The following is a 25,448-nucleotide window of genomic DNA, read 5'->3' as shown; positions in this document are numbered from 1 at the left end:
TTTATACAAAACTATACTACCATATCCAACCAATAATTTGTTACAATTTGTAACTAATTGATAAATATTGGATTAAAAAATAAGTGACTGAATCGTGAAATATAGTTCATATTATGTTGTCCACTGATTTACTTACCTCACCCTATGAATGAAATAAAATATATATTTATCTGACTTTTGTGTTAATAAAAGTTCTTTCAAAAATACAAAAAAAGTCGCTTAAATAGCGACTTTTTTTGTATTCGATCTCGGCTAGGTTTCAACATTATTGATTTAATAATCTTCTAATCCTTGAGTTGATGTCTTACTATGTAAATTGGAGCTAAGCTCCTTTAGGTGATGTGATACAAATTTAGTTAAATGATACTCTTTTTATGAATGCCAAATACATAGAACAATGATAGAGGTGGCTTTACACTTCATTTTTGTACTTTTTATACTTGTGCTGGTTTGTAATCTTTCCTTGAAATGTATTCTCCATCATATCCAATGATCCTGAGGTAGATTCTCATAAGCAAATCGTTATAATCAGTATAAAAGTTGTAGAGTTCATTACTATTCATAAATGGAATTGCGCCTGTATGGAACAATGGATTCCGTACCTTTCTCAGATCGTCAGTCAATAAATTTTTAGGTATAAATCGAAGCTGCTTATTAATCGATGTCATTTTCTTTTGAATGTTCATTAGCTCTAATTCATCTCTACTTAAACAACCAAGGCTGACGAGATAGTTTGAAATGAGGAATTCATACGCCATAATTAACTGTGCCAGCTTGTTATCAATGAATGTTTGATTTTGTATATCTACGATTCTATTCGTATACTCATTTAACTTTAAGGAGTCTTCTAGTTCTCTATACTTCTGATACGAAGAATCAAATAGATGCTTAAGTCCTCTCCTTGTTAAAAAGTTATCAATAATAGCTTCATTATTAAACCTTAATTTAGTAGTTTCCATAACATCGAATCTTACTATTTCATTATTCTCATCATAGTATTCGATTTTTTGTGGATAGTTAGTTGTTAAGGTTACTGAACTTAGGAAAGAAGTAATAGATTTAATCTCCTTCTTAACTTCCTCTAATGAGTGGCATTCGTGAGGTACTACTGTAATATAAGATAATACACCATGATTAATCCTCTTAGTATCAATGAGTTCCCTAATCTCATTAGAATTCTCCGTCAATTTAAATTCTAAAGCTAATCGCTTCAGATCTACCGAGAACTTATCAAAATTAAAACCACCATTGGTTTCCGTTTTTTCAAGACCCAAAAATTCGAAATTTGTTATATAGGCTATTGCTTTAGAAGGGTGAATACCTTCTACTCCTCTTTTTTCGAAAGTAAACTCTGGTGATATACAGTAAAGTACATTTGTCTGGCCCTTTGAATTAGTGGATTCGATCCACAATTTTTCAATATTAACAGACCAACCTTCCATTTCATTACAGCGTCCTGAAAAACTGTGTTCATCAGGTTTATAATAGTGTATCCCCTGGTATTTTAGAATAAAGTGACTAGTCCCCGTAATATCTAAACAAAACTCCCATGAAACAGGGATAGATGTCGAATCAGTCATAAGATTTCCTACTCCTGAAAGATATCTTATTAGGGAATAGGGGTAGATGTCACCCAATTTGTTATGAAAATCATTCTCTGGTACCTGACTATCTCCGTTTATCAATTCTTCAGCTCCTATCTTACTAATTGGAGAAATATGAAAAATCATCTTGTGAACATTTTTAGAGAACGTTTTGAGGATAGTATTCACTCTTATTCAGCTCCAAATTATTGATAACTACTGAAATTATATCATCATTGCCTTATTCTACTCACAAAGTTTCAACATTATGAGTTTCGTAGCTATCAAGTAAGCTTAGATTTGTTCTATAGGAGGGTTAAGACACTTGTCCGATCTTCCTTAATTCTATTTCTGATCTCACCTTCAAGTCTTCATTGCTAAAGGTAGACTTAAACCAGGCGATTGGATTATCAATCTTGTTATTTATTAAACCTTCCGCGAACTTTTTTAAAGCTCTATAAATCGAATCAAAATGGTACTTTTGGATGCTACTCTCGATAGATGGATATAGTTCAGAGATCAATCGCGGTGGAAGATTAAACAATTTGCAGCATGATAAAAATTCCTCTTGATGGAAACAGATTGCCCCTGTTCCTTGAAACTTTATCATTTTTTCTACCACGTCTGCATATCGTGCATATTGTGCCACTTCAGGCATGTGTTCGCGCATAGGTGGTGTATCTTCTTCTTCTTCAAGATCTGTTGAAGGATAAAGATCTAAAGAATCTTGATTAATAAAACCTGCTTTATAGGGTGCATGCTGTGCATGTGAAAAATCAGCTTCATATGCATGCTGTGCATTATTAAGTGCATGATGTGCATCTTCCTGTATTTTTGATTTGAATTCATAAGCTACTTGAGAAGTATTGGTCTCGGTATATTGATTAGAAGTCTGTTTGACAGGGTGTCCTACTACCTCTTTAAAGCGAGCTTTTTTTTCAATTAAATTACGACTAACCAGATCCTTAACAACGTATTGGGCTTTGCGTTTAGACATCCCTCCAGCTGCTGCGATCGTATCATAATCTGGGAAGACATGCTCATGCTCAGCTTGATAGACTTTTATCACAATCATTATCATTTTTTCATATGTTTTAAGATCAGAGTTATCCAATATCCCTCGTAACCCCTTAATCAATTGCTGTTCAGATGAATTAAAATTAGATAGCATGAATAGTCCTCCTTAGAGTTCGTTCATGCCAATCCCCTTGAATTTGAAGCTTTTCTTCCGTATAATAAGGGAACCGGCATGTTAATGTTGTATTTAAGCGACTTTAACACGCCCCCAGGATATCTGTTTTTTCCAGAAACAGTTACCTGCGGTTTCGTTTTTAACTGCTGTCAAGAGTTCGCACCTCTAGATAGCGAGTGAATCAAATGCTTTTTCTAATTGGCCATGAGGCCTGCTCCCTTAGGGAGCTTTTTTTTAGGTATAACTTTTTGCCTTGTGGCATAAACTACTAATTTGCCTTATCGCCATTGTATTTTTTGCTAATTAGTGAGTCAAGATATCGGGGTTGAAAGGACATTTTTGAATTATCGGGGTTGAAAGGACATAAAGTCGGGGATGAAAGAACAACCTATCGGGGTTGAAAGAACGTTATGACGGGGTTGAAAAACACAGTTAACTTTTAAAGATTTTTTTTAGTATCGGGGTTGAAAGAACGTTAAAATATCGGGGTTGAAAGGACAACCTACCATATTATCGGGGTTGAAAGGACGCTATTCCACCTTTTCCCCCTGTTTCACTGATTGTCTTCACTGTATGAAAGTAACCTCCAAGTAGGCTAATCGCAATACTTCATCATTCGGACCATAGCTTTCGCCTTACCAAAACAGGCTGAATGCCAGGCTGCTGGTTAGACCCGCTACCTCCGAAGAGATCCACAACGATATTCCCAGGTCGGCTGCTGTAATTGTTATGGTAATAGTTCCAGCGGCTTCTGCATAGGATGAACGTGCTTACCAACATTTCCGCGGGTTACACCTCCCAAACCGTGGACGGTTCTGCCTCTTTAACTGGTAAGCCAGCTCGTCAAACTGTGCTTTGCCGACGATCCCCGTACCAAGAAGGGGCCATCGAGTGAGCATAGAAAACAGGCTTATGTGCCAACGATACTGCGACCAGCCGAATGATGCTGAATTCTTAACTCATACTCACTGGCTGTGAACAACAATACCTGCAGCATTCATTGCGTCTTAGAATTCCCTCTGATAGGACGAAGGATGGTAAACGTAATTACCTGCTGCTGGATCCATCAAACTAGCATAACGTTCAAAAAGGGCATTTAAATAGCCCACAAATTCCTCTGCAGGCATGTCGTCATTCTGTATCCTACTGTGCCCATCGGCAGCCAATCGTGCAGAAACACTTTTGACTGCAACGTTAAAAGGGGAGCTGTCAGATGTTACCCCTCTTCGTCTAAGGAACTGAGTATTATCCAAAGCACTTGAACATCGAAGTTATCCTCAACCACTAGATCCTCAATCTCGGGATCTGGAATACTCCCAAACTCTTCGATTAGATCCTCGAATTCTTCAGATCCAAGCCCGATAAAGTCAAATCTGCCCAGCTCTCCTGTAATTCGTCCAGCGACCTGCCCAGTCATCCCAATTCTCGATACTTTATTTTTAAAGCGATATTCAGGAGCCGTTCCTGCTGATAGTCTAGATCCACAAAAGAAACCTGCAGACCGGTATGGCCCTGCTCATAAACCAGGATCTTACATAGTTGATGACCACCGACCATGTTCCCTGTGCGTTCATTCCAGACGATCGACTCGACATAACCAATTCCTCAATTCTACACTTCAGCTTTTCATACTCGGGAATTGCCTGGCTGTAGGTCAACCCGGGGGTTATACTGCTGCATTGATCTGATCGAGTAGCACGGGATGTCATTATCTATACCTCCTTAATTTATGTAGAAAAAACACCCAAGATCTTTACTTGGATGTTCTTTGTCTAAAAATCTTAGGTAATCCGGTTTCGTATTCTTCCCTGTCATACTCCATACGCAGTTGCTTTTTCAATTCATTGTAATCTTTAACAGCTATTTTGACGAAGCGCTCTACAACATCGTTTGGGGTAATTCCTATGGATGATACATATTTACCCCATGCATCCAATAGTTCAGTAGAAGCATATGCAGAATTATCAAACATAAGTTTGTCAGTAAATTCTTTTGTTAAGAATTCATGATCTTTGATACTTCCAAGCATAACCACACTTTTTTTAGGGATTGTAAAAGAATCATATAGATGTGCTCTAGCAAGAATCAAAGCGTATAACGGACTGTATAAGTTATGTAGCCTTTCGAATTTGCGTCTCTTCTTCTCTTTGTACGGTTCTATAAAGAAATGTAAAATAAGAAATGTTAAAACTGCTATTATAGCTGAGATTCCTGCAGACAATAATGGGGTTGGAATTGAATTCATTTTTCACCTCTTTCAGATATCACAATTCGACATAAATCAGTACATGTCCTTCTGTAATAATTGAGTTGAGTTGATTTCAACGTTTGGGTGTCCATCGTATGCTTTCATACGCTCACTCAGTTGCTGTTCTCCGCTCGTCTATGGAATGATTCCTGTATTCGGATGCAATCAATTACACAGGCTTAAATGTCTCATATTCTGTCATAGAAGGCAAAAGAAAAGCACCGGTTAAGGTGCTAGGATGGCCAGATAGTTTTTTTTGCTGCTTCACTCAAAACATCTACAAGGATATCCCTTACGCCATCTCCAATGAACTTAGTAGTTTTATTCAAAACCTTTCCTATTCTTGTTGAAGCTAGAAGAGTTCTAGGTCCATCAGACATAGCGTCTTGAATATTATTTTCAAATTTCGCTATGTCTTCAGCTACTAATTCTTCATCTTCTTTGAGGAGTTCGATAGCCGCTTCCAACTTGGCCTTAGTCCAGGGGAATGCTGCTCCACAATCTTTACAGAAACTAGGTACGGTACTTCCACCGAAGTTAGCAACCCCCTCGACGTGTAATTCACCTTGGATAGCATTACCGCATTTTTCACAAGTACAGATTGTTTCTTTACCACATTCAGGGCAAAACTTTTTATTATCATCAGGGTATTTTTTCATAGCACTGTTAATTAAATGACCATTTTTACATACTTGTGCTTGATCATACCAATTTTGCTTCTGTTGTCCACCGTAGCCATACCCTAACCAATCCACATAGAATCCCCCTTAAGCTTCTGTTAACATCAGGGATATTCTACCTCTTTGGGACAAGATGGTCTACACTCCATTCCCTTGAGTGCGATCTGATTTTGAGCTAAGCCAGGAAGCTGCTCCATAGTTTTTATAATTGAATCTTAGTCTGTTTCTCTTGTCTATGACTGGACCAGTAGCTTTTATGGACGCTGATTCGCAGAATTCATGGCCACTATGGCATTTCCTCTCTTCCTGGGGAGTTGAGCCCCATCTCTCCTCTAACATCTATCTAAAATTGTGAAGAGATAATTGCCAGGGGTTATTCCCCTTAAGTCTATACATTTATCTTAGATAAAAACGTCGGGGATGAAAGAACGTATTATCGGGGTTGAAAGGACAAAAGGTCGGGGGTGAAAGAACATTTCGATCAATTTTATACTCAATATTTAAAGCTATGGTATTCTATATTCACAGACATTAACGAGTATATAAGAAAGGAGCTGTTATCAAATGCCCCCTCGGAGAATTAATATTGAACAATGGGTTGGTAAAATAACAGCGCTAGATCTACCTGCTGAAGATCCTAAAGTCCAGGAACTCATTATCAAGGCAGCTGACCAATTGAAGACGAAATCAAAGGAAGTTGCTCTAAAACATATACAAAACGAAGGAACCGGTGAACTGCAACTAGCCAAACGACTCGTTCAGGAACATCAACTCACGGATGAAGAAAAGGACCAAATAAACAAGGAAATCTTTAAACATCAAATAAAACAAAAGATTTGGGAACAATCCCAGGTAATCAGACGAGCTACCTATTACAATAAGCCTTCTCATCCCTATGGACATATCTTCTCAGAGAGTGCGATCAGTTCAATATCAACATCTAGGACGGTAGCACCCGCTTCAGAAACTGGAGATACACTGGTCCGCGACAACAGAAGAACTAAGATTTATCATCCAGCTAAAAAGGAACTGACCCTCCAAGACGCAAAGGTGTTAATTGGAATTCATAAACTTTGGGAAGAAAGTGGGAAACAAAAAGAGTTTGAATTCACCATTTATTCTCTTGCTAAGGCCATGAATCGTGATACTGGTGGAAAGACGTATTTAGAGATCTGGCAGTCCCTTGAGGTTCTTCAAGATAGCAAGTTTGAATTCACCTATTATCATGATAAAGGGTTGATTGATTCTTTAGACCGAATCAATATCTTACAGGCAATTGGACGGCGCGACCGCAACGAGACATTCAAAATAATGTTCTCTGATGCTGTCTACCGTTCATTACAATCAGGTGCTATTGCTTACTTGAGTTTAGCCATTCTAGAAGATTTAAAGACAGGCACTGCGCAGAACCTATATCTTTTTTTGCCTGCACAAGTGGCTCAGGGGATCACACGGTGGCCTTTGGATGAGATTGCCCTCCTAATGGGGTCTAAAGCAAATAGGCCAGCCAAGAAGAAACAAATCGTGGAGGAAGCGTGTGAGAATATGATGGAGATTTCCCTCCTCGATGGTTACAAATTACATGAGGACGAATCTGGATCTATTTTTCTGGAGATCCGACCATCCAAACTTCTACTCACTTCAGGAAATAGTGTTAAGACCGTCCAACAACTTACATTCTCTCTATAAGAGAACGTAAGTTGTTTTCTTTTCATGTCCTTTCAACCCCGATAATATAATGGACTAAGTTAAACTTTAAATTACCACAACTCTGTATATGTTCCTAACTATATGAAACGAATAACATAGTAAAACGTATTAACTATAGGGATTAAGCAAAGTTAAAGGAGAGGTGCGAATGAGCAAAAGGTCAAGAAGAAGAGGAAGACAAAAGAGGAGGAAATGGAAAGAAAAAAAGATAGCAAGCGAACAAGTAAAAAATCAGGATTCTAATCCTCATACAAAAAAGCGACCTGCGATAATAGATACTTTAGAGCTAGTAGAAAGAAAGCCTAAGTCAACTAAGAAAAAGAAACAGATTAGAACGTATGAATCTAAGAAAAAGAGAGCGATTAGGGTATCATTAGATAAGTATGAACGATTACAGGCTTATATGGATCCTTACTGGTCCATTGCAGACAAAGATCAAAAAGTGAAATTACACTGGGTTCGGTATCTCCTTATCAGTATCCTATCGTTTCCAATCTATGATTCCTTACTTAAACATATTATCAAAAAGTATACAGATATTATCTCGCTTTTTGAGAATTATGACTGGTATTTCGATCTCATGCATTCAAAAGTTTACCAAAACTTTATCCATGATGTGTATCAACCTATACAAGATAATTTTATTTTTCAATGGATTGTGCATTGGGTACCTAAGACATATATTTTAATAGGCGATTCATACATATGGTGTACAGGCAGCACATTGTTCATGGTTCTTATCTTCCCTATATTGAGTTTGGGTTTCCTTCGTAATCTAAGAAAAGTCGATAAGCTCAAAGACAATCTCATAGACGAGTTTACTTTAAAAAAGGCATCTTCGTATATTGGTACATTTGTATCAATGTACGCTGCTGCAGACGCGTATCTTGTTTCAGGGATTATTGGAAAAGTATTGGTTATTTTAGTTGTATTTGCTACCATTTCTAATGCCATGATATTCCGAAGTCTGAAAAAAGAAGCAGTTAAATATGGTTTGGCTCCTTCTATATAGGTTACAAAAAACATCCCAGAAGTTGGGATGTTTTTTTGTATTTAATTAAATTAAGCGACCTAGCTTGTTCGATACTCCAAAAGATCATTGTGGTATCGCATCGACTCTGTAAGTTAGTGCCCTCATATAAGAATATATTTCATTAGAGCATTTTTTTTAATTGAGAGACGCGTCCTTGACTGATCCCCATCTTGAGTGCAATCTGATTTTGAGCTAAGCCAGGATGTTGCTCCATAGTTTCTTTCAGTTGTTGAAGTAAACGGGCCGTTTTAGGGCGTACGTCTGGATAATTATTGGTAGCACTGTCGTCCAATTGAGTTTTTGATACAGGTATTGATTCAGAGATTACCTTCTCAGCAGGCGTAGGAGAATACTCGGATTCTGGTAAGAACCATTCGGAAGATTTATCTGGATGTTTTAACTGAGTAGCACAGGTACTACAGACAAACTGCTCCTTATAATACGTCTCGGCTGCAAAATAACCACAAAAAACACACATTGTAGATTTGTACTTTCTTAGAATCAGTTCCTTCCCCTCAATAAAAAATTCGAGCGGGTCACCAATGTCAATCTGCATAGTATCTCGCATTTCCTTTGGTAGGACAATTCTTCCAAGGCGATCCAATGATCTCTTCATACCGGTTCTTTTCATACAATCCCTCACCTCATACCTTCAACTATCTTTATTCTAAAAAAGAATTTATCCAACTACAACTACTTTTTTCAAAAATAAGGAATAAAGTAACATAAAAATATATACAAATCAGTATTCACTAAAAAGTATCCCACTCTCTTACCTGGACGAATGGCCAAATGGTTTGTATGTATCTAATTCAGTATTCAAGATAATAACTCATTTATTAGATACCCTACCCTTCCTGTGGTCCAGGAAGGGTTTAAGGTTAAGGGGGCGCTGCACCGTATTGTATAAAATTAATTAGAGGGAAGATTTTGTTCTAAAATTGCCTCGAGTTCAGCTCTCATTTCATCAGGAGTCATTGACTCAACTGGCTGATACTCACCATAGATGTTGTAGTCAGCATCATTTGAAGTCGTACGTGAACTACTTTGGATTTGCTCATCCTTATAATAAGCAAAGGACTCCGGAGTAATTCTGTTCTTTCTATACAATTGAACGTAATCGTTAAAACTGAGAGAAGAGTTTTGGCCATTTTGTTCATAAGCCTCATGAGTGTATTTGTAGTAGAAAACAAGATCCTCATTTCTTCCCGTGTAACTACTTGGAATTTGATTTAAGGACTTCAAAGCTTTCTCATCTTCACCATCCTGACCGTACACATGATACATGGCCAGCAAGTACATCATTTGAAGGTCATTACTAGGGTTGGTTATAGATTTAATTAGCTTACTTACCTCCATATATTGACCTGTAGCAAGGTATCCATTGATCAGGTCCCAAATTGCCCCATCTTCTGTTAAGTCTTCTTCTAATGATTCTTCATTATTTTTTGATACTTCTTGTCCACGTTCCAAACTGAATTCATATGTATATTTTATCTTATTTCCAAAACCAAGCTCTGATACAACAAGATCTCCAGAAAGGTTTTCTCCTAGTAAGCCTATCTTCTCCTGTACTTGTCCTGGCTGTACACTTGCAGGACGTGAGATAAGCATCAAATTATAGTCGTCGAGATCTAACCCATGACCATTGTTTGAAAACCATCCACTTTGAAATTCCCCGTTTGTGACAACAACTTTGTCTTGAGCAGAATATGCACGCCTGTTACCATTTAAAGTAAGAATCAACTCCATGTTATCTGGGATATTAGTTCTCCCAACAATCCTAACTTTCCCATTAGAGTAATCTATTTCCTTATCTACGACCAAGTCTACAACCGTATTTTTTGACGAGCAGCCGGCTAATACCAATAATATAGTTACTAAACTAATAATGACCTTTAACTGTTGTTTCAAACTTGATCCATTGTGCTGAATAATTTTCGTCCCCTACTTTCTTGAACATGATCGGAATATTCCTATTTCTCTCGAATTCTCATTTGTTTTTATTAAGCAAGAGTAAAAATACATTAAGAGAGTGGCTACCCCACCCCCCTCTGAGTAATACAAGGAGAATGGGATAGTGTAGTAGTTATGTATACCTTAGTGGCCTGTACCGTGATTATGCATTTTATACCCCCCTTTTTATCCTAACTTTTTGAAGATGGCTAGATAAGCTAGGCTTATCTGCAGAGCGGTTCCTTTATTTGAACCTGCTTCGAGTGGGATCCTTTAAGTTCTTCTCCATTCGTTAACTTCATGGTTGCTCCTTCGATGCTAACTACATTATTTTTATTTACTAAGAGGTTTCGATCTACTTGGACGAAAGGAATATGACCCATAAAAAATTTGGCCGTGGGGAAATTGAAGTACATGCCTTCTTTTGTCTTAACACGATATCCTTCCACTTTATTAATAGTCACATATAAAATATCGTCTTCATGAATCATTGCCGGCGTATCATTGGATATTTCAAATACTTGAATCTGCACTACTACCAACTCCCTCTTCTGTTATCCTCTCAATCTTACTATGTCTTTAGTCCCAATTCCATATAAATAGACTGCATTAAGTGGCTGAATTAAATATAAGCAAAATTCAAATAGTGAATTGTTACTCTATCGTTAAAAGACTCTCCTATTAGCTATAACGCAGATTCTAAGCTGCTTTAACGGAAAAAGAACCTATGTATACTTATTGAGATTAAAGTCCTTTAGAGAGCAATCTACGTATGTTTAGTACGACAAAAAATAACAATCTAAATTACTAGATTATAAGTTGTTTAATTGATCATCAATAAATAAAAAAAGCCCAGTTATAGGGCTTAGCACTTGAGTAAAAGGGAGAGTTGTTTATCTAGGAATACGGGAGAGGATCGATGGAGAAGTAATCGACACGTCCTCTGGATTATCATATACTGATGCTTGCTGTGGATCCATCATTCAAGTCAAAAATCTTACTATATTTTATCTAACGTTACTCCTCGATTTAATATCACTCCCCTTGCTACATCTTCTGCACTAAGTGCAACGATATCGCTTCTCATATCTCGTTTTAAATTCTTTTTAAGTAGGTAGGTGGACCAATAATAATGGCTTTCCACATAAAGAAAATAATTCTTTCCATCCACCAGGATAATATCACCTTCAATTGGAGAACCTTCAATTTCTACTTCAGTTCCTAAATCGGGATTATTTACTGCTTTGGATTTTTTAAAGTTTCGTCCGCAAACATGACAAACGGATTGCTTAATTAATACTTCACAGAATGGGCATTTCTTCATAAGTTACACTCCTTAAATTGCTTTCTAAATTACTCGTATGCATTTCCTTCAGAATCAAAGAAAGCACGATCTTTACCTGTTAGTTTTTCTAGGTGACGTATATAAGTTAATATATGATTTGTTTGTTGAGGAGGCTCTTTCATTTCATCAAGAATAATATACAAATTTCGCAAAGTGGTTTCTGCCTCATCCTCTCTACCTTTAGCATATCCTTCTTTATATTGCATGCTACTGCCCTCATCTCGTTCAGTGTCTGACGCCGAAATGCGAGGATCGGATAGAATTGCAAATAAGTAAGATGGGCCCCTAAGATCTTGGAGTTCGCCTGGTCCAGTTACCGGCATACGCTCCCAAGCCTTTTCGAAATGACTTCTAGGGATTGTAATGTTCGTTGTGCTTGGTATAACCGCATTATGAATAAGTTTATATGTAAAAGCCTTACCTCTCAGTTGATGAAAATCTGAATCCTCGAACTTTCTAATGGCATTCCAAATTTGATCGAGTGTTTTCATAGTTTTCAGCCTCCATTAAATTACAATGTATTTCTTTCAAGAGTACTTAACTAGTGAACGTTCTCTTCCTTTAACAACCTCCCCATTCTGTTCTTTTAATTAATTGTAACATCCTTTTAGGAAAGTAAAGCCAAGGATATATGGGTGCGGATTTTAGTGATGAAAGTGATTCTAATCGCGTGTAAGGACTAAGCGTAAATCATAATGTAGTTACATACTTATTCTATCCAGTTTCGATTTATTATTTTAATGGTTGTATGATGTCTCTCCATTTTACCTATATCAGTGAGAAGGAAATCGGTAACAGGGATTGCCCGGGAATGGCAATCATCTAGTTGATTCCCACGATTTCATCTCATAAAAAAATTATAGGGAAAAGGATGATATCAATGGCAGATGCAAAATACAGACAAACCACATGGAATGGAATTACAGTGGATTACATTGAAGCGGATATGTCTACAATCCAAATTGAGGACTTGGGCGGTAAAAACCTGACCGCATCCACTAAGTATGGCATTAATGGCACTTTCTTTGATGACAGTACTGGTTATGTCCACGGCATTGCAGTTTCTAAAGGAGGTAGCCCGGTAAGGAACTATGCTTCTACGAATGCAACGTATAAACGTGGCACGCTGGTTTGTTCGAGGCCAAACGCCGGTACTTCCCGAGTAGCGAACGTATTCGTGATTAACAAATTAGCTGACCTATCCACCCCTGCTAGTTGGATTGAATGGGCTATCGGAGGCATTAGTCTCAAACTTCAAGAAACGGTTTCAAGTGAAACTGCATTCAATAACCTGGTGAAAGATGAAAAAGGCGGAGTGGATTTTGGAAACAACAAACGCGCTGCCATCGGGTATAAAGGTGGTAAAATTGTATTGGCAGTGATGAGTAAGGCTACGGATTGTACCCCTCTAGAAACTAGAGGTATCATGAAGTCTCTAGGATGTACAGATGCTATTATGCTGGATGGCAGCACGGCGGCACAAATACGTGCCAAAAAACCAGATGGTACTAACTACACTTCTGGTGGACCTCGTCTCGTATACAGTATCATTACAGTGAACGGGGCAACTTGGTCCTAAATACTTCGGTTTTTTCAAAGGGAAATCGCATGTCGATTTCCCTTTTTCCTATTCACTTCCTTAAAAATAATTTGTAACTTTTCCCAACATTGTAGCGTCTTTATCTATATGAATTTTATAAAGGTGGGATATCATGCTGAAATCTATTGCTTTAACAGCGTTGCTAACTTCATTTATTCTTCTTACGGCGTGTGGTGATACAAACTCACCAACAGAAGAACCGACGAATACGACGAATACATCTCAGAATTCCGCATCGGATACATCTAAGAATCCTGATTCAGAAACGGAGTCTTCAACAAAATTTAATTCTGGTAATGATATTGATTTTAAAGAGGCGGAATCCTCCCTAACGGAAGATCAATCCCCCATTCTAGATGTTCTTAAACTTAATTTAGAAGGACTAGTTGAGCATGACCACGATCAGTATCGGTCTGGATTTGTCACTGAAAAATTAGCCGATGCTATGGAGGGGTATTATAGTGATGATTTCCAATATCATTTTTCAACCATTGAAAGCATTCAAAAAAGTGAATCAATCAAAAATCAAGTTCACGTTACAGTCCTTGGGGAACGATTAGATTCGAAATCAGATTCGATTGAGAACGTTAAAATGATGTATGCAATCCGGATGAATAATGAAGGTGAGTGGTCCATCTACACAATTGATTGATCTGTTTGCGTAATTCCACTAAACCTGTGCATCATGTGAGGAATAATGCTAGTCACATAAGGCAAACTTAAAAGGAGCCAACTTTAGAGTTGGGTCTTTTTTTGTATGTAGATTTTGAAAACAAGGGGATGATTCCATATGTCACAGAAGGTAGCGGTCATTGTTATTCATGGTTTGGGTAAGCAACAGGAAGATTTTGCTTCCATATTTATTGATAATCTACTCAAGACATTCTCCGCAATCAGTGGTGAGAAAAATCCTGAGTCCTGCATTGAAATTAAACCGGTCTGGTGGGCATCTATTTTTGCCAGTCGGGAGGAAGAGCTAAAACGAAAGTTAGTGGGCCCACCGCATAATCTCCGATATGTAGAGCTTAGAGAATTTATGATTCACTATCTGGCAGACGCTGTCGCATACCAACCCTTAAGGGACGGTGGAGAACAAAACTACGATGCTGTTCATCAGGCCATAAGTAAGGAGCTGAATAGTTTGAGTACAGAGGCCGGGTTGGATGCTCCTCTCTGTGTTATTTCGCATAGTCTAGGTAGTGTTATTGCAAGTAATTTCTTTTACGATCTACAACACGCTAAGGAGAACACTAAAATAACAAACCCTAATTCCGCTTTGGAGCGAGGAGAAACCTTGTCTCTCTTTTATACTTGTGGAACTACTTTGCCTTTATGGAGTCTACGATATGCATCCTTTGACCGCCCCATCCAGGTACCTAGCAAGGAGTTTTCTGCTAAGTATCCTGCTATAGCTGGGGAATGGATCAATTTTTATGACAAAGACGATGTATTAGGCTATCCCTTGAAGAGTATACATCCTGAGTATGATAAGGCGGTTCATGAAGACCGTGACGTTAACGTTGGGACTATACTGGACCAATGGACGCCCCTTTGTCACAATGGGTATCTTCACAGTAATAAAGTTATAAAACCAATTGCTGAAGGATTACATAAGGTCTGGATGCAGATTAACGGAGTTTAAAAAAATGGATCTACAGTACATTCACTGTGGATCCATTTTATACTTAACTTGATTAACAAGCTACAGGTAGATGCAACTTAACTTAATTAGCTAACACATTCTCTTTTGAAACAGTACTTGTAGGAAAGAATTCAACTAGTGTTGGTGATCTTAGATTACCATTCTTAGTGAAACACTGAAATTTGATTCTGCAGCTAATCAAAGGCTCTAGATATATCCAATCCTTAGTTTCACTTCGTACAAGGTTCTTCTTAATAGAATGAAATTGCTGTATCAGGGCTCTTTGTGGTGGGAATTCAAGAAGACCTACATACTTATCATTCATTTGTAAGCCCCACCCAAATCGATTTTTCCTTATTGAAACAACATCGCAAATGGCAAACTGATAGGCTTTTATTTTTGTAATGACATCCTGGGGCCGAGAATCTAAATAATATGGTGCATCGCTGTTATATTGTACGATACCTTCAAGTCCCTGTTGCTTTATGTTGAGGAAGAGCTGCGTTCCATCATCGTATAAAGGTGTAATAGATATAGTATCTGAGGGTGGCAATATAGCTTGAAGGATTTCGCGCCGCTCAGTAAAAGTCTTTGACATGACGGATTGACCATTTATCCACAATACATCCCAAATCGGGAAATGTGCCTTTAAGCTTTTAGAAATTTGCTTGATCGCAGAAGCCTTTTTTGTATGAAAACGTGCCATAGCATCATCCCACCAAATTTTAGGTGTTTGGTCAGTTGCTTGAGTGACATCAAATGCAATGCATTCTCCATCCAAAATCGCTGTCTTTGCCGAGAGGCTAATTTTCTGCAGTTCAGGGAACCTTTCAGTTACCTCAGTCCCATGCCTAGTGTAAGCACGGACATTTCCATGGTCGTAGTGAATGGATATTCTAAACCCGTCCCATTTAATACTGGATTTCCAGCCCTCTTTAATCCCACTTGGTGGTAATGGCTGCAATAACATAGGCTTGATTGGTTGATTCAACATGACAAAAACCTCCGCCCTAACCTTAGCATAGGAAGTATTGAATTTCCTATTTAAGATTGCTGGGTAGTTTGAGATATTTTTCATGCAGGTAATTGTCCTGAAATGGAAAAAAAGATTCGTTTGACTTGAAAATTAAGATGTTACTCCCTTATATATTTACAGATATCGGGAATGTACAAGAAGACAAAACAAATTCTCAGATTCTACTGGAGGTTGAACTGAGTTAGTTAGAGATATATCCATTGATGACGACGTACTTACCTTGTTTTTGGATCAGATGGGGAACTGGTATTTAGTTTTCAATTCAATAAACACAGATTTATGGTCCAGAAAAACAGCAGGGGCAACCCCTGCTGTTTTTAATACTTACTAGGATGGAATAAAAACTTGGAAAATAGTGTTACTACTTTAAAAATGAATTTCAAATAAAAACTCAGGGGACAAGAGGATTAACTTCATATAATGAGATAGGTTAATGTTTTATTGTCTCTTACTGATATCTTTTTAGATCTAGTGAGAAAACATCTCTCACTAGATCCCCTTCCATACCTCTCTTTATAAACCATTAAACACGTATCTCTTCTCTCCTCGACCCTGAGTATGTTCTCTTCAAATCATCATAACCTTCTGGTCGGGCTGCATTTTTATCTACGTATTTAGTATTAGTCATAAGGAGCCCATTCCCATAATGTGTTTCAATAATTCCACTTGAGTAATCAACAAATACTGGACTTTGACAATACTTACAATTGGACTTCCTTCTACTCTTTCGTGATGGCGTTAAGTATGTAGCGCTGCATTTACAAACTATCTTAAAAGATATCAAGGGGTCCTCTTCTAATTCTTCTTCTGCTTCCTCAATATGTGTCTGAATTATATGTACGGAGCTCGTTTCAATGCTTTGTGCACGAAGACATTTAAAATCAGCTACAAGATTTGGATTGAGACCAAACACATATTTTCCGGATTCAATCACAAATCTTTTGTTAGTCTTATAACACTCTTCCCACTCTTCTAGTTGTGACTTAGATAATTCAATAGAACCCTTCACACCACTATTTAAGGTGTACACCAGCGTGTTTAAAACTTCGGCATGCTTGTCATAATTGTCCATCTACCGTCCTCACTTCACTTTTAAAAGTCCTTCTTATTACAGAGTATACCATGACCTCATATTTATGAGATGAAGAACAATATTTTCACTTCCCCTCTTTTGACCAATTGTTTTGGAATCCCGCTGCCGGTAAACTCTATAACAGGAGGTCGGTTAAATATGCTACTCACCAAAAAGACAATGATATCTCAAGCGATTGAGCATGGCATTCACTTAACTCCAAAGTTGCTTGATAGATACTTAGAATTAGGATTCCTAAGTGGATCCTGGACCGGCGATGGCAGGGGCAAAGGGGCGAGGAAGTACTTCAATCACGCGGATTTAGATACAATTCAACATATTAACGAACTTAAACAAGAAGGAATTAGTAAAAATCAAAAAGATCTAATCTTTGTATTGTTCTGGGAAGGTTACGATGTGGATTTGGAAAAATTGAAGATAAGGCTCCTTAGCTTCTATGAAGATGTACAAACTGTTTTCAATGAAATAACAAAGTACAGTCAAGACAATAGTTATGGAGACTTTATAGATTTGCTCGCTTCACAGGATGTTAGGAAAAGAAGTAAAATCGGAAGGCCGTCAAACTCTGATCAAAAAGAATTACAAGATGAACAGGCAGCTAAGGTAGAAATGCTTTGGGATGGAAGTAACCTGGCTCGCGCCCTCAGTAATAGAAATATCTCTATTGAACATATTGAAAAGCTCAGCAGATCGAAAGGAATCATGTTTCAAGACGAAATTGATGGGAAGCCTATGAGCGAGATTATTCAAGGCACTGTAAATGGTTGGTTACAAAGAATGGACTGGAAAAAGCAGATTCAAGATACAAATGAAGAAGACTTTAGAGAATCGTATTCCATCATTCATATGATGCGAACAGCTGGAGCATCCCTTGGTGAGCTTGGAATTCTATGGCCATCAAATACAGGCAATTATAAACTCAACATGACTCGTATAATTTTGCTACTCTTGATTTGCAATATTGAGATGCGTTCAGGGATAAAATGGTTTGTAAATAATCATTGGTCAGAAATAGTTAGTGATTATTCATTGGTAATTACGAAAGGAGGTGACACAAAATGAAGAACGTTGGTCTAGCATTTGGTAGTGGAAACGCTGTATCTGTTCCCACATGGTTCATTGCGATCATCTTGCTGTTTGCTGTTATTGGTATCTATGAAATGTATAAGAGTTTCAAAGAATCTGTAGATTAAAAAATAAAAAAGTAGCTATTCCCGAACTGGGAAGGCTACTTTCGTCGTTGATAAGGCCATATGAATGAGAACACGATAGATATATGTAAGCTAAAAATGATTAAAGCTATACAATTTTTTGCACAGCTATTCAAAGTGCCCTCCTCCCTCCTTTCACTCATTCTTTGGGTTATTATCTGTGGTGTGATTTATAATTAATTCAAGTAAGCCTAAACGCAGTGATTGCATCACATCCTCCTTTGGCATTCGTATATATTTTGCCATCTGCTCCATCTCCTCCTCAAACATATCGAGTATAGCCATAAAAGCTGCTTGATCACCTTTCCTAGATCTTTGAACAAGATTCATGAACTCAATTTCGTCGATAGAAAGCTTAATGTCTTCTTTTTCCATTTATTTACTCCTTGTTGTGAAATTTGAAGGTCTGCAGAAACCTCTTTTTCTGACTTGCCACAAAGGTAAACATCATGAATTACTTTCTTTCCTACGTCTGATGGAATGAGAGCAAATATCTCCTCCACATGGATTCTTGAAATAGAATCATTTTCAAAAGAATCGATTGTTGTGATATCAAACACCATCCCAAATTCCTTGTTAGCTGTCACCTTAGACCTGTACTGAAGTCTCCAAGCCATCTTCTTTAGCTCGGATCTACATTGTTCTTTTGTCATCTCCAATTATCTCACCTCACTATATAGGTAAAAATAAGAACGCAATAACAACCAAAAATATGAATTGTAGGAACAAATGTTCTTATTTAATTATATTGGAATCTCCGATTTTCTTCCAGTTAAAAGTTGTAAACTACCGTTCTTTTTTACCTATATTTATGAGAAGGAGGTGAAGAAATGGAGATTGAAAAATTCATCGAGTTAGTTCCTAGTTTTGGATTCCCTGTAGTAATCACGTTTATGCTATTGAAGTATCTTATGGACAACATTAAGGAAAAGTTTGATACGTTGGATCGGACCTTAAAGGAATTGATTGATTTGATCAAAGATAAGAAAACGCTACCTTGAACACTACAAAGTGTATTGGAGCTTGACCGATCTCAAATAGATCGGTTTTGTTCTATGAATAATCATAATCATCTGATTAGATGAATAGATATATTGAAGGAATGAGCAGCGCATCGTTAGAGAAGTAGATATTTAAGTTAGAGCTTGAAGCGTAGTTTTATTTTTAGTCGTAGATACGTAGATAATTATGAATTTAAATGAGATATAAGAAACAGAAAGTTAAACTACCTAAAATTCGGTATGAATAACGATTTAGTTTACATAATCATGCTAATTTAGTGAAATACAGATCATCTGTTCTTGTTTTGAGTAGTAACACTATTGTGTCACACAATAGTGTTACTACATGCTGATCTAAAAAGCCTTATCATATAAGGTTTTTTTAGTTTTTCATAGAAAGTTATTTATATGTCGCATAATAGTGTCACATGATTGTGTAACTATATTTTTCTTTACATCTTCCAATAGTGTCCACTATAATTAGCAATATAATCCTCTCAAAAGGTATTGAGTGAGGTGATCAATCTGAAATACAACGGAGAACATGCAGAGGATCAGCTAGATGAATACGACGATTTGCTCTTCTCGGAAAGAACCCTTTCGTTCTTTCGTAGCAAGCTAAATGATTTTGCAATAGATATATTCTTACTGATTGCAGTTACGAATAAAGAGAACAAAGGATTTATTAAGACGAGGATAGATGATTATCGTGATCGTAGATTCTTCATTGATTCTGCATTAACTGTATTGGAAGCGCAGGGATTCATTAAACGTGGAAAAGTCGGAACTATGGCTCCTTATTATTTAACTAATAGAGGGAAGCAATTGCTGGGATTAGTAATTAAAGAACGAAAAAATATGAGTGAAAGAAAGGAATAAACAGATGAGCAAAATTGATGTGAATAATCTGGGGCATCTACGGAGAATGATCTCTCCATATGTCTTTTCTGAAAGCATTTTAAACGAAATAGATCGACTTCCAAACCAAGTTATTATCGGGTTAGGTCAAGGTGGTGGTCGGATGGCAGCAGAATTGTCGCGTTGCGGTCACCCTACTTATCTTTTCAATAGTTCAAAAAGTGATTTAAACGAACATAAAAACCTTATTCCTGATGATAGAAGGATTGAAACACCTTCTAAACGTTTAGTCGGGCTCGAAGGTACGGATAAAAATGCAAAACTTGGCTTTGAAATAGCTAAAGAGAACATTGATTTATACAAGCAAGTTGCAATACAACCTGATGTTCAATTAGCCGATTTCGTATGGGTAACTGTTTCTTTAGGTGGAGGTAGTGGAAATGGGGCCCTCAAAGTTATTATGGAGATCTTGTCCAAGGTTAGGGAAAGAAAACAGCTGCCAGGTGGGAAAATTCCTTTAGGTGTTATTTGCTCCCTTCCTTCTACTGATGAGCGTGGGGTTGCGTTTAGAGATAATGCATTAGCAGGCATTTATGTTATACAGGATCTCATGGCTAAAGGGAAAATGGGCGCGGCTCTTGTAATCGATAACGAGAAACTAAAAGATTACTATGAAAATGGAGAGCGAGTTCAGGGTGTCGATGCTCGATCTTACACAAATATGGTTGTTGCCTCAACACTTTACGATACAGCTGCTCTTCCTCTTCTGGAAGGTAGATCTGTCTACGATAAAACTGAATTGTTATCTACTTGGTCTACGCCTGGATGGTTATCAGTATCTAAACGATCGATTCCACTCAGTGATGACGTAATTTACAAAGCTGAGATTGAGAACTTATTTAAACGTAATGAAGTCCTTGCAAACTATAGACTAAATAATGTGCTGACAGGTGCAATTGCAGTTATCTACCCGAATAACCGTAAGATTTCCCCACAAATTGCAGATGACATTTACAGAGATACTTCAGAGATTCTAAATACTCGGGTTAATCATGCAATCTCGAAAAACGATCGTCTATATAATGAGATTCTTTTGTATGGTTTAGCAGTAGTTTCAGATCCTCCACTCCGTATTGAGGAACTAAAACATGAGCGTGAGGAATGGCAAGTGATTGAGGAGGAGCAAAAACGAGCAAGAGAACAGACTGCTGCTGGTTTGAGCGACTATAATGACTTTTTCTCAACTAATACTTCGACTAATACAAATCAAGGAGGACTCCTGACTCTTGATGATCTGGATGAACGAGACACTGAAGACAAACCAGCTGCACTTGCTGATTTAAGTGATCTTGATGATCTAGACCTCTAAAATAGAAAGTAAAAGGTGGCTCTTTAAGAGCCACCTTTTTTGTCTTATTCATTTCCACTTTCTAATGTTGCTGCACTTTCATTTAAGGGAAACTCTTTCAGCCCGTTATCAATGTAAGACTGGATAAACGCTTCTTTATCTTTCTCACTAGCAAAGAGATTTTTTAGGGCTCCCCTACTCTTCCACTGTTCTATAGCTTCTAGCCTTAACAACCTCTTCATTTGCTGTTGTTTAAGCTTAAACTCTAGGTCAAGGTTTCTTTGAATAAGCTCTTGTTGTTTAGTTGTTCTCTCATCAAGCTCAGCTTGTTGTGAAGCAAGTTTTTCCTGTTCTTGAACCAACCTCTCCTGGGTTACCGAAAGCTCCCCTTGCTTCTCGAGTTGTACTTTGTGTTCTTCAGATATTTCCTTGAATTGTTCACCAATGAATTCAATACCTTCAGCAATATCACTTTCGAATCTTTTTTCATTATGGTCAATGTAGGCTAGGAATGCACTTTTGAGTGTATCTAAACTTGAAATATTATAGATCTCGCCAGAGTTTATCATAGAAACAATAGTGTCTGGAGACATTCTGGCAGCGGAGACCGTTGATATTCCAGTAGTCATCACTTTAATGTCTTTCTGAGAGTATTTATTACAGTATCTTAAAGTAGCAACGATCTTTGCTCTAATAATCGCATATACATCCCAAGTCCATGTATTCCCGGTCTTTTGTACGTTCAAGTAATCAATAAGATTATCCTCTCGTTTCGCGTTTAGCCACCAACGCAAACGGGCATCATCGATCTGATGGTCCCCTGTTGGAGATTTTAGAAAATCATATGATTTGAGTATCTCAGCTACTTTGGACGTAGAATACCGTGCTGTACGGTCCAATTGAAGAATATCTGTGCTTACCATTTCAAATTTTTCATGGTTTACGTATTTGTATAGAATATCCGATTGTTCAAAGTATGATTTAATTTCCTCACTAGGACCAACCTCTTCTATATTCCGTGATTGGTTAGCGGTTGTGCTGTTGTGCTGCTCGTTAGTATCAGTCATATAATCCCCTCCTACCCTACTGAGAATAGACTATAGAGCCGTTCCTGTGGGCTTATGTAAGCTCTGCTTTACAATTTTATATCAAAGACTACGTCCACGTCTAGTTTATTCACTTAAATCTACGTTGGTTTACGATTAAAGGCTAAATTGTTAGAAAAGATGAATATCTACGGAAGAATTCAACAAAAAAAGAGCCGTAGATAACATTTCTACGGCTTGAATGAGGAAAAACAGCGTATTGGATAACGAAGACTGTATCTACGCTAGAATTTTATACACAGATCTAACGTAAACTACGGTCTACGATCAGATGAAGGGTATATATTATGAAGAAAAGATGTGTAGACCGAAATCTCTGGTATGATTAGATGAATTCTCTACGGCTACATTTAAATATTGTGACTTTGATCTGCGTTAGTCTACGATCTAATCATAAAATGAATAAAAAGTGATTAGCTCAATGATTTAATATTTTACCGAAGATTAAATATCTACGAATGGATTGTTGTTAACCTTGAATAAATTATAAATGAAGATTATGGATGATTTTATCTTCTTAATTCGTAGATATTTATCTACGTCTTCGTAACGATTGATCAACCTAATCTTCTTTGATCTACACGTATATTTAACAACATATCGCTATCTTTTTATATTCTTATTAACAAATTCTAAGGTGAGCTTTCCATTCATAGAAGCAGCATCTAGCATTAACTTAGCTTTGTAGGCTTTTCCCGATTTGTTTTTGAAAGAAATAGTGTTGGTTTTACCAGAGGTGAGAAGGTCACTGATATTTTTGGAGGTTAACTCCTTACCATATTGCATTGAATTGATTTTAAAGTCGCATTCCGTAGACGTGCAAAGATATGCGAATCTTTCGGCAATAATACTTTGATTTTTGCATTTGGGGCAGTTACCAATTGTATTCATAAATTTAGCCTGGCTAATCGTAGATGTACCATTTTTTAAGCAAGATATAATCTTTTCCGTAAATTTAACGACAACTTGTGAGAAGGCTCTATCTGATGCTTTGCCTACTGCTATTTCACTTAAACGTTGTTCCCATTTAGCAGTCATCTCTGGGCTGGTTAGCACATTTAAACCGAGATTACGAAGCATTTCAACGAGAGTATTGCCTTTGTCTGTAGGTTTAAGTTTCTTTCCATCAACTATGATATATTGCTTTCTTTTTAGATTTTCAATGATCTCAGTTCTTGTGGCGGGAGTACCCAACTGTATATAGCTCATTTCCGACTTTAACTCTGCATTAGTGATATGCTTCCCGGCCTTTTTCATGGCATCAATTAGACTTCCCTCCGTATAATAACCTGGAGGTTTAGTTTCTATTGTTTTGCCGTCCGCTTTGGTACATACAGCTAATTCCTCCTCATTAAATGCAAAATTAGATCGTAGATCATAATCTTCGGTAGATTTATCTCCTTTATCTTCGGTGTTTTTGTTATTATTTTTTTCTTCATTAATGATTTTCCATCCAAGAGAGATTAGTTCTTTGATGTTTGTTTTAAATTCAAATTGATCTACGATGCTAAGTATACGATGGAGTTTATACTTTGCAGGTGGATAAAAGTGAGTCAAAAATCTTTTCACAATTAATGAATAGATATTTTCTTGATCCTTTGTTAGATCATGTGGAATCTTCTCAGTTGGAAAAATAGCATGATGATCTTCGATTTTGTCGGGGCGACAAAGGTTTTTGTTTTCTGGGTTTACATAACATTTATCCCCGTTAATAGTGAATGAACTATATTTACTATTTTTAAATAGATCAAAGATTTCATGCATAACAGCCAAGTTGTCTGCAGCAACATAATTAGATGTTGTACGTGGGTAACTTATGGCCTCTAATTGTTCGTAAAGCTGCTGTGCAATATCAGCTGTCTGTTTAGCTGTATAACCAAATTTCTTGTTCGCCTCAGTTTGGAGCAAGCCCAGATCATAGAGTAGGGGAGGTTTCTCTAGAGCTTCTTTGGATTCGTAGCTTTTCGTTTTGGCAATCTTTCCTTGTACAGTCTGAGCAATCTTATCTACCGTTAATTTTTCCGTTATAGGTTCATCAATGTGTAGTGTTCCAGAATAATTTACTTGTTGCTGCTGCAACTCTACAACAACAGTGTAATAAGTTCTGCTTTTGAACATAGTGATTTCTTGATGACGGTCATAAATCATAGCCAATACAGGAGTTTGTACGCGTCCAATACTAATCACATTCTTGGATCCCCCAAACTTCGTAGTAAATGCTCTTGTTCCATTCATTCCAATTAGCCAATCTGATGTAGATCGAGATCTCGCCGCTTTATACAAGTTATCATACTCTGAACCATCTTTAAGATTTCGGAACCCTTGGGTGATAGCCTCTTTTGTCAGTGATGAGATCCATAAGCGTTGAAAGGGGAGTCTAAGTTCAAGGTATTCATAGATGTATCTAAAAATCGCTTCACCTTCTCGGCCAGCATCTGTACAGTTAATAATACTTAATGAAGATAAAGCTAGTTTTTTAATTAACGAAAGTTGTTTTTGAGTATCTTTGTTCGGCACTAGTCTAAATTGCTTAGGTACAATGGGGAGATCATCAAAGTTCCACATTTTGAAACGTTCTTCATAATCTTCTGGTTCAGCGAGGCTAACCAGATGTCCAAAAGCCCAGGTAATGTAATAGTGCTCACTTTTAAGATATCCTTGTTCTTGTTTAAACCCTCCCAAGGCTGTTGCTATTTTTCTTCCCATGTCCGGTTTTTCAGCAATGATAAGTATCAAAAAATATTCACTCCTTTAACTGTATTCAAAATAATAATTAGATGTATATTTTGATTTACAACCTAATTAA

Annotated in this window: 25 protein-coding genes; 10 read left to right on the top strand and 15 right to left on the bottom strand. The window is 37.2% G+C overall.

All coding sequences use genetic code 11. The annotated features are described in order from the left end of the window. Positions 1 to 434: 434 nt before the first annotated feature. The 5 genes from P5G61_RS22555 to P5G61_RS22535 all read right to left on the bottom strand — a co-directional run bounded on the left by P5G61_RS22555 (position 435) and on the right by P5G61_RS22535 (position 5,778). Positions 435 to 1,772, bottom strand: a complete 1,338-nt coding sequence (locus P5G61_RS22555; RefSeq protein ID WP_024633629.1) for a hypothetical protein — start codon at positions 1,770 to 1,772, stop codon at positions 435 to 437. A gap of 127 nt (positions 1,773 to 1,899) precedes the next feature. Further along, complete coding sequence (locus tag P5G61_RS22550) at positions 1,900 to 2,754, bottom strand: helix-turn-helix domain-containing protein (RefSeq protein ID WP_024633630.1); 855 nt, start codon at positions 2,752 to 2,754, stop codon at positions 1,900 to 1,902. A 1,237-nt stretch (positions 2,755 to 3,991) separates the two neighbouring features. Beyond that, positions 3,992 to 4,192 carry a hypothetical protein gene (locus tag P5G61_RS22545; protein ID WP_024633631.1) on the bottom strand — a complete coding sequence of 67 codons (201 nt, stop codon included), beginning with the start codon at positions 4,190 to 4,192 and terminating at the stop codon, positions 3,992 to 3,994. A 336-nt stretch (positions 4,193 to 4,528) separates the two neighbouring features. Next, positions 4,529 to 5,020: a hypothetical protein gene (locus P5G61_RS22540; protein WP_024633633.1), complete on the bottom strand. Its 492-nt coding sequence runs from the start codon at positions 5,018 to 5,020 to the stop codon at positions 4,529 to 4,531. Positions 5,021 to 5,256: 236 nt separating this feature from the next. Continuing rightward, positions 5,257 to 5,778 (bottom strand): DUF2321 domain-containing protein, encoded by a 522-nt coding sequence (locus P5G61_RS22535; protein WP_024633634.1) that lies wholly within the window; start codon positions 5,776 to 5,778, stop codon positions 5,257 to 5,259. A gap of 489 nt (positions 5,779 to 6,267) precedes the next feature. On the opposite strand from P5G61_RS22535, the gene P5G61_RS22530 reads away from it, so the two are divergent. After that, positions 6,268 to 7,392, top strand: coding sequence for a replication initiator protein A (locus tag P5G61_RS22530; protein WP_024633635.1), 1,125 nt, complete (start codon positions 6,268 to 6,270; stop codon positions 7,390 to 7,392). Between the two features lie 169 nt (positions 7,393 to 7,561). Next, the gene (locus P5G61_RS22525; RefSeq protein ID WP_024633636.1) at positions 7,562 to 8,425 is read left to right on the top strand and encodes a hypothetical protein; all 864 of its coding nucleotides are present in this window, start codon (positions 7,562 to 7,564) and stop codon (positions 8,423 to 8,425) included. Positions 8,426 to 8,567: 142 nt separating this feature from the next. Here P5G61_RS22525 and P5G61_RS22520 read toward each other — a convergent pair whose 3' ends face one another. The 5 genes from P5G61_RS22520 to P5G61_RS22500 form a co-directional block, all read right to left on the bottom strand. Further along, positions 8,568 to 9,077, bottom strand: a complete 510-nt coding sequence (locus P5G61_RS22520) for an AbrB/MazE/SpoVT family DNA-binding domain-containing protein (RefSeq protein ID WP_024633637.1) — start codon at positions 9,075 to 9,077, stop codon at positions 8,568 to 8,570. Positions 9,078 to 9,358: 281 nt separating this feature from the next. Beyond that, entirely contained in the window at positions 9,359 to 10,360 is a 1,002-nt protein-coding gene (locus tag P5G61_RS22515; protein ID WP_024633638.1) for a hypothetical protein, read from the bottom strand. 266 nt (positions 10,361 to 10,626) lie between these two features. After that, a complete protein-coding gene (locus P5G61_RS22510; protein ID WP_024633639.1) occupies positions 10,627 to 10,935 on the bottom strand; it encodes a LytTR family DNA-binding domain-containing protein in 309 nt (102 codons plus the stop codon). Positions 10,936 to 11,402: 467 nt separating this feature from the next. Further along, positions 11,403 to 11,726, bottom strand: a complete 324-nt coding sequence (locus P5G61_RS22505) for a hypothetical protein (protein ID WP_024633640.1) — start codon at positions 11,724 to 11,726, stop codon at positions 11,403 to 11,405. A gap of 29 nt (positions 11,727 to 11,755) precedes the next feature. Further along, positions 11,756 to 12,238: a hypothetical protein gene (locus P5G61_RS22500; RefSeq protein WP_236642283.1), complete on the bottom strand. Its 483-nt coding sequence runs from the start codon at positions 12,236 to 12,238 to the stop codon at positions 11,756 to 11,758. 389 nt (positions 12,239 to 12,627) lie between these two features. Between P5G61_RS22500 and P5G61_RS22495 the strand changes: the two genes are divergently transcribed. The 3 genes from P5G61_RS22495 to P5G61_RS22485 all read left to right on the top strand — a co-directional run bounded on the left by P5G61_RS22495 (position 12,628) and on the right by P5G61_RS22485 (position 14,989). Then, the gene (locus P5G61_RS22495; protein WP_024633641.1) at positions 12,628 to 13,326 is read left to right on the top strand and encodes a phosphodiester glycosidase family protein; all 699 of its coding nucleotides are present in this window, start codon (positions 12,628 to 12,630) and stop codon (positions 13,324 to 13,326) included. Between the two features lie 133 nt (positions 13,327 to 13,459). Next, positions 13,460 to 13,999, top strand: a complete 540-nt coding sequence (locus tag P5G61_RS22490) for a hypothetical protein (RefSeq protein WP_024633642.1) — start codon at positions 13,460 to 13,462, stop codon at positions 13,997 to 13,999. Between the two features lie 138 nt (positions 14,000 to 14,137). Continuing rightward, positions 14,138 to 14,989, top strand: coding sequence for a hypothetical protein (locus tag P5G61_RS22485; RefSeq protein WP_024633643.1), 852 nt, complete (start codon positions 14,138 to 14,140; stop codon positions 14,987 to 14,989). An 82-nt stretch (positions 14,990 to 15,071) separates the two neighbouring features. Here P5G61_RS22485 and P5G61_RS22480 read toward each other — a convergent pair whose 3' ends face one another. Both P5G61_RS22480 and P5G61_RS22475 read right to left on the bottom strand, forming a co-directional pair. Then, positions 15,072 to 15,983, bottom strand: a complete 912-nt coding sequence (locus tag P5G61_RS22480) for an ATP-dependent DNA ligase (RefSeq protein WP_024633644.1) — start codon at positions 15,981 to 15,983, stop codon at positions 15,072 to 15,074. Positions 15,984 to 16,548: 565 nt separating this feature from the next. Then, a complete protein-coding gene (locus tag P5G61_RS22475) occupies positions 16,549 to 17,097 on the bottom strand; it encodes a hypothetical protein (protein WP_024633645.1) in 549 nt (182 codons plus the stop codon). A gap of 159 nt (positions 17,098 to 17,256) precedes the next feature. On the opposite strand from P5G61_RS22475, the gene P5G61_RS22470 reads away from it, so the two are divergent. Both P5G61_RS22470 and P5G61_RS22465 read left to right on the top strand, forming a co-directional pair. Further along, positions 17,257 to 18,180 carry a hypothetical protein gene (locus P5G61_RS22470; protein WP_024633646.1) on the top strand — a complete coding sequence of 308 codons (924 nt, stop codon included), beginning with the start codon at positions 17,257 to 17,259 and terminating at the stop codon, positions 18,178 to 18,180. Further along, positions 18,177 to 18,311, top strand: coding sequence for a hypothetical protein (locus tag P5G61_RS22465; protein WP_268870912.1), 135 nt, complete (start codon positions 18,177 to 18,179; stop codon positions 18,309 to 18,311). Before P5G61_RS22470 ends, P5G61_RS22465 begins: the two co-directional genes overlap by 4 nt. A gap of 153 nt (positions 18,312 to 18,464) precedes the next feature. On the opposite strand, the gene P5G61_RS22460 is transcribed toward P5G61_RS22465, so the two are convergent. Next, positions 18,465 to 18,704 (bottom strand): helix-turn-helix domain-containing protein, encoded by a 240-nt coding sequence (locus P5G61_RS22460; RefSeq protein WP_024633647.1) that lies wholly within the window; start codon positions 18,702 to 18,704, stop codon positions 18,465 to 18,467. Between the two features lie 455 nt (positions 18,705 to 19,159). On the opposite strand from P5G61_RS22460, the gene P5G61_RS22455 reads away from it, so the two are divergent. From P5G61_RS22455 to P5G61_RS22445, 3 genes are all read left to right on the top strand, one after another. Further along, the gene (locus tag P5G61_RS22455) at positions 19,160 to 19,330 is read left to right on the top strand and encodes a hypothetical protein (RefSeq protein WP_161634274.1); all 171 of its coding nucleotides are present in this window, start codon (positions 19,160 to 19,162) and stop codon (positions 19,328 to 19,330) included. 516 nt (positions 19,331 to 19,846) lie between these two features. Continuing rightward, positions 19,847 to 20,209, top strand: a complete 363-nt coding sequence (locus tag P5G61_RS22450) for a hypothetical protein (protein WP_024633649.1) — start codon at positions 19,847 to 19,849, stop codon at positions 20,207 to 20,209. 4 nt (positions 20,210 to 20,213) lie between these two features. After that, positions 20,214 to 21,557, top strand: coding sequence for an FtsZ/tubulin family protein (locus P5G61_RS22445; RefSeq protein WP_024633650.1), 1,344 nt, complete (start codon positions 20,214 to 20,216; stop codon positions 21,555 to 21,557). 44 nt (positions 21,558 to 21,601) lie between these two features. Here P5G61_RS22445 and P5G61_RS22440 read toward each other — a convergent pair whose 3' ends face one another. Further along, the gene (locus P5G61_RS22440; protein ID WP_024633651.1) at positions 21,602 to 22,603 is read right to left on the bottom strand and encodes a hypothetical protein; all 1,002 of its coding nucleotides are present in this window, start codon (positions 22,601 to 22,603) and stop codon (positions 21,602 to 21,604) included. Between the two features lie 642 nt (positions 22,604 to 23,245). After that, complete coding sequence (locus P5G61_RS22435; RefSeq protein ID WP_024633652.1) at positions 23,246 to 25,378, bottom strand: type IA DNA topoisomerase; 2,133 nt, start codon at positions 25,376 to 25,378, stop codon at positions 23,246 to 23,248. Positions 25,379 to 25,448: the final 70 nt, after the last annotated feature.

The sequence above is a fragment of the Paenibacillus vandeheii genome, assembly GCF_030433635.1.
Classification (GTDB): Bacteria; Bacillota; Bacilli; order Paenibacillales; family Paenibacillaceae; genus Paenibacillus; species Paenibacillus vandeheii.
The sequence above is the reverse complement of the archived record's forward strand: the minus strand, read 5'-3'. Positions and strand labels throughout refer to the sequence as shown.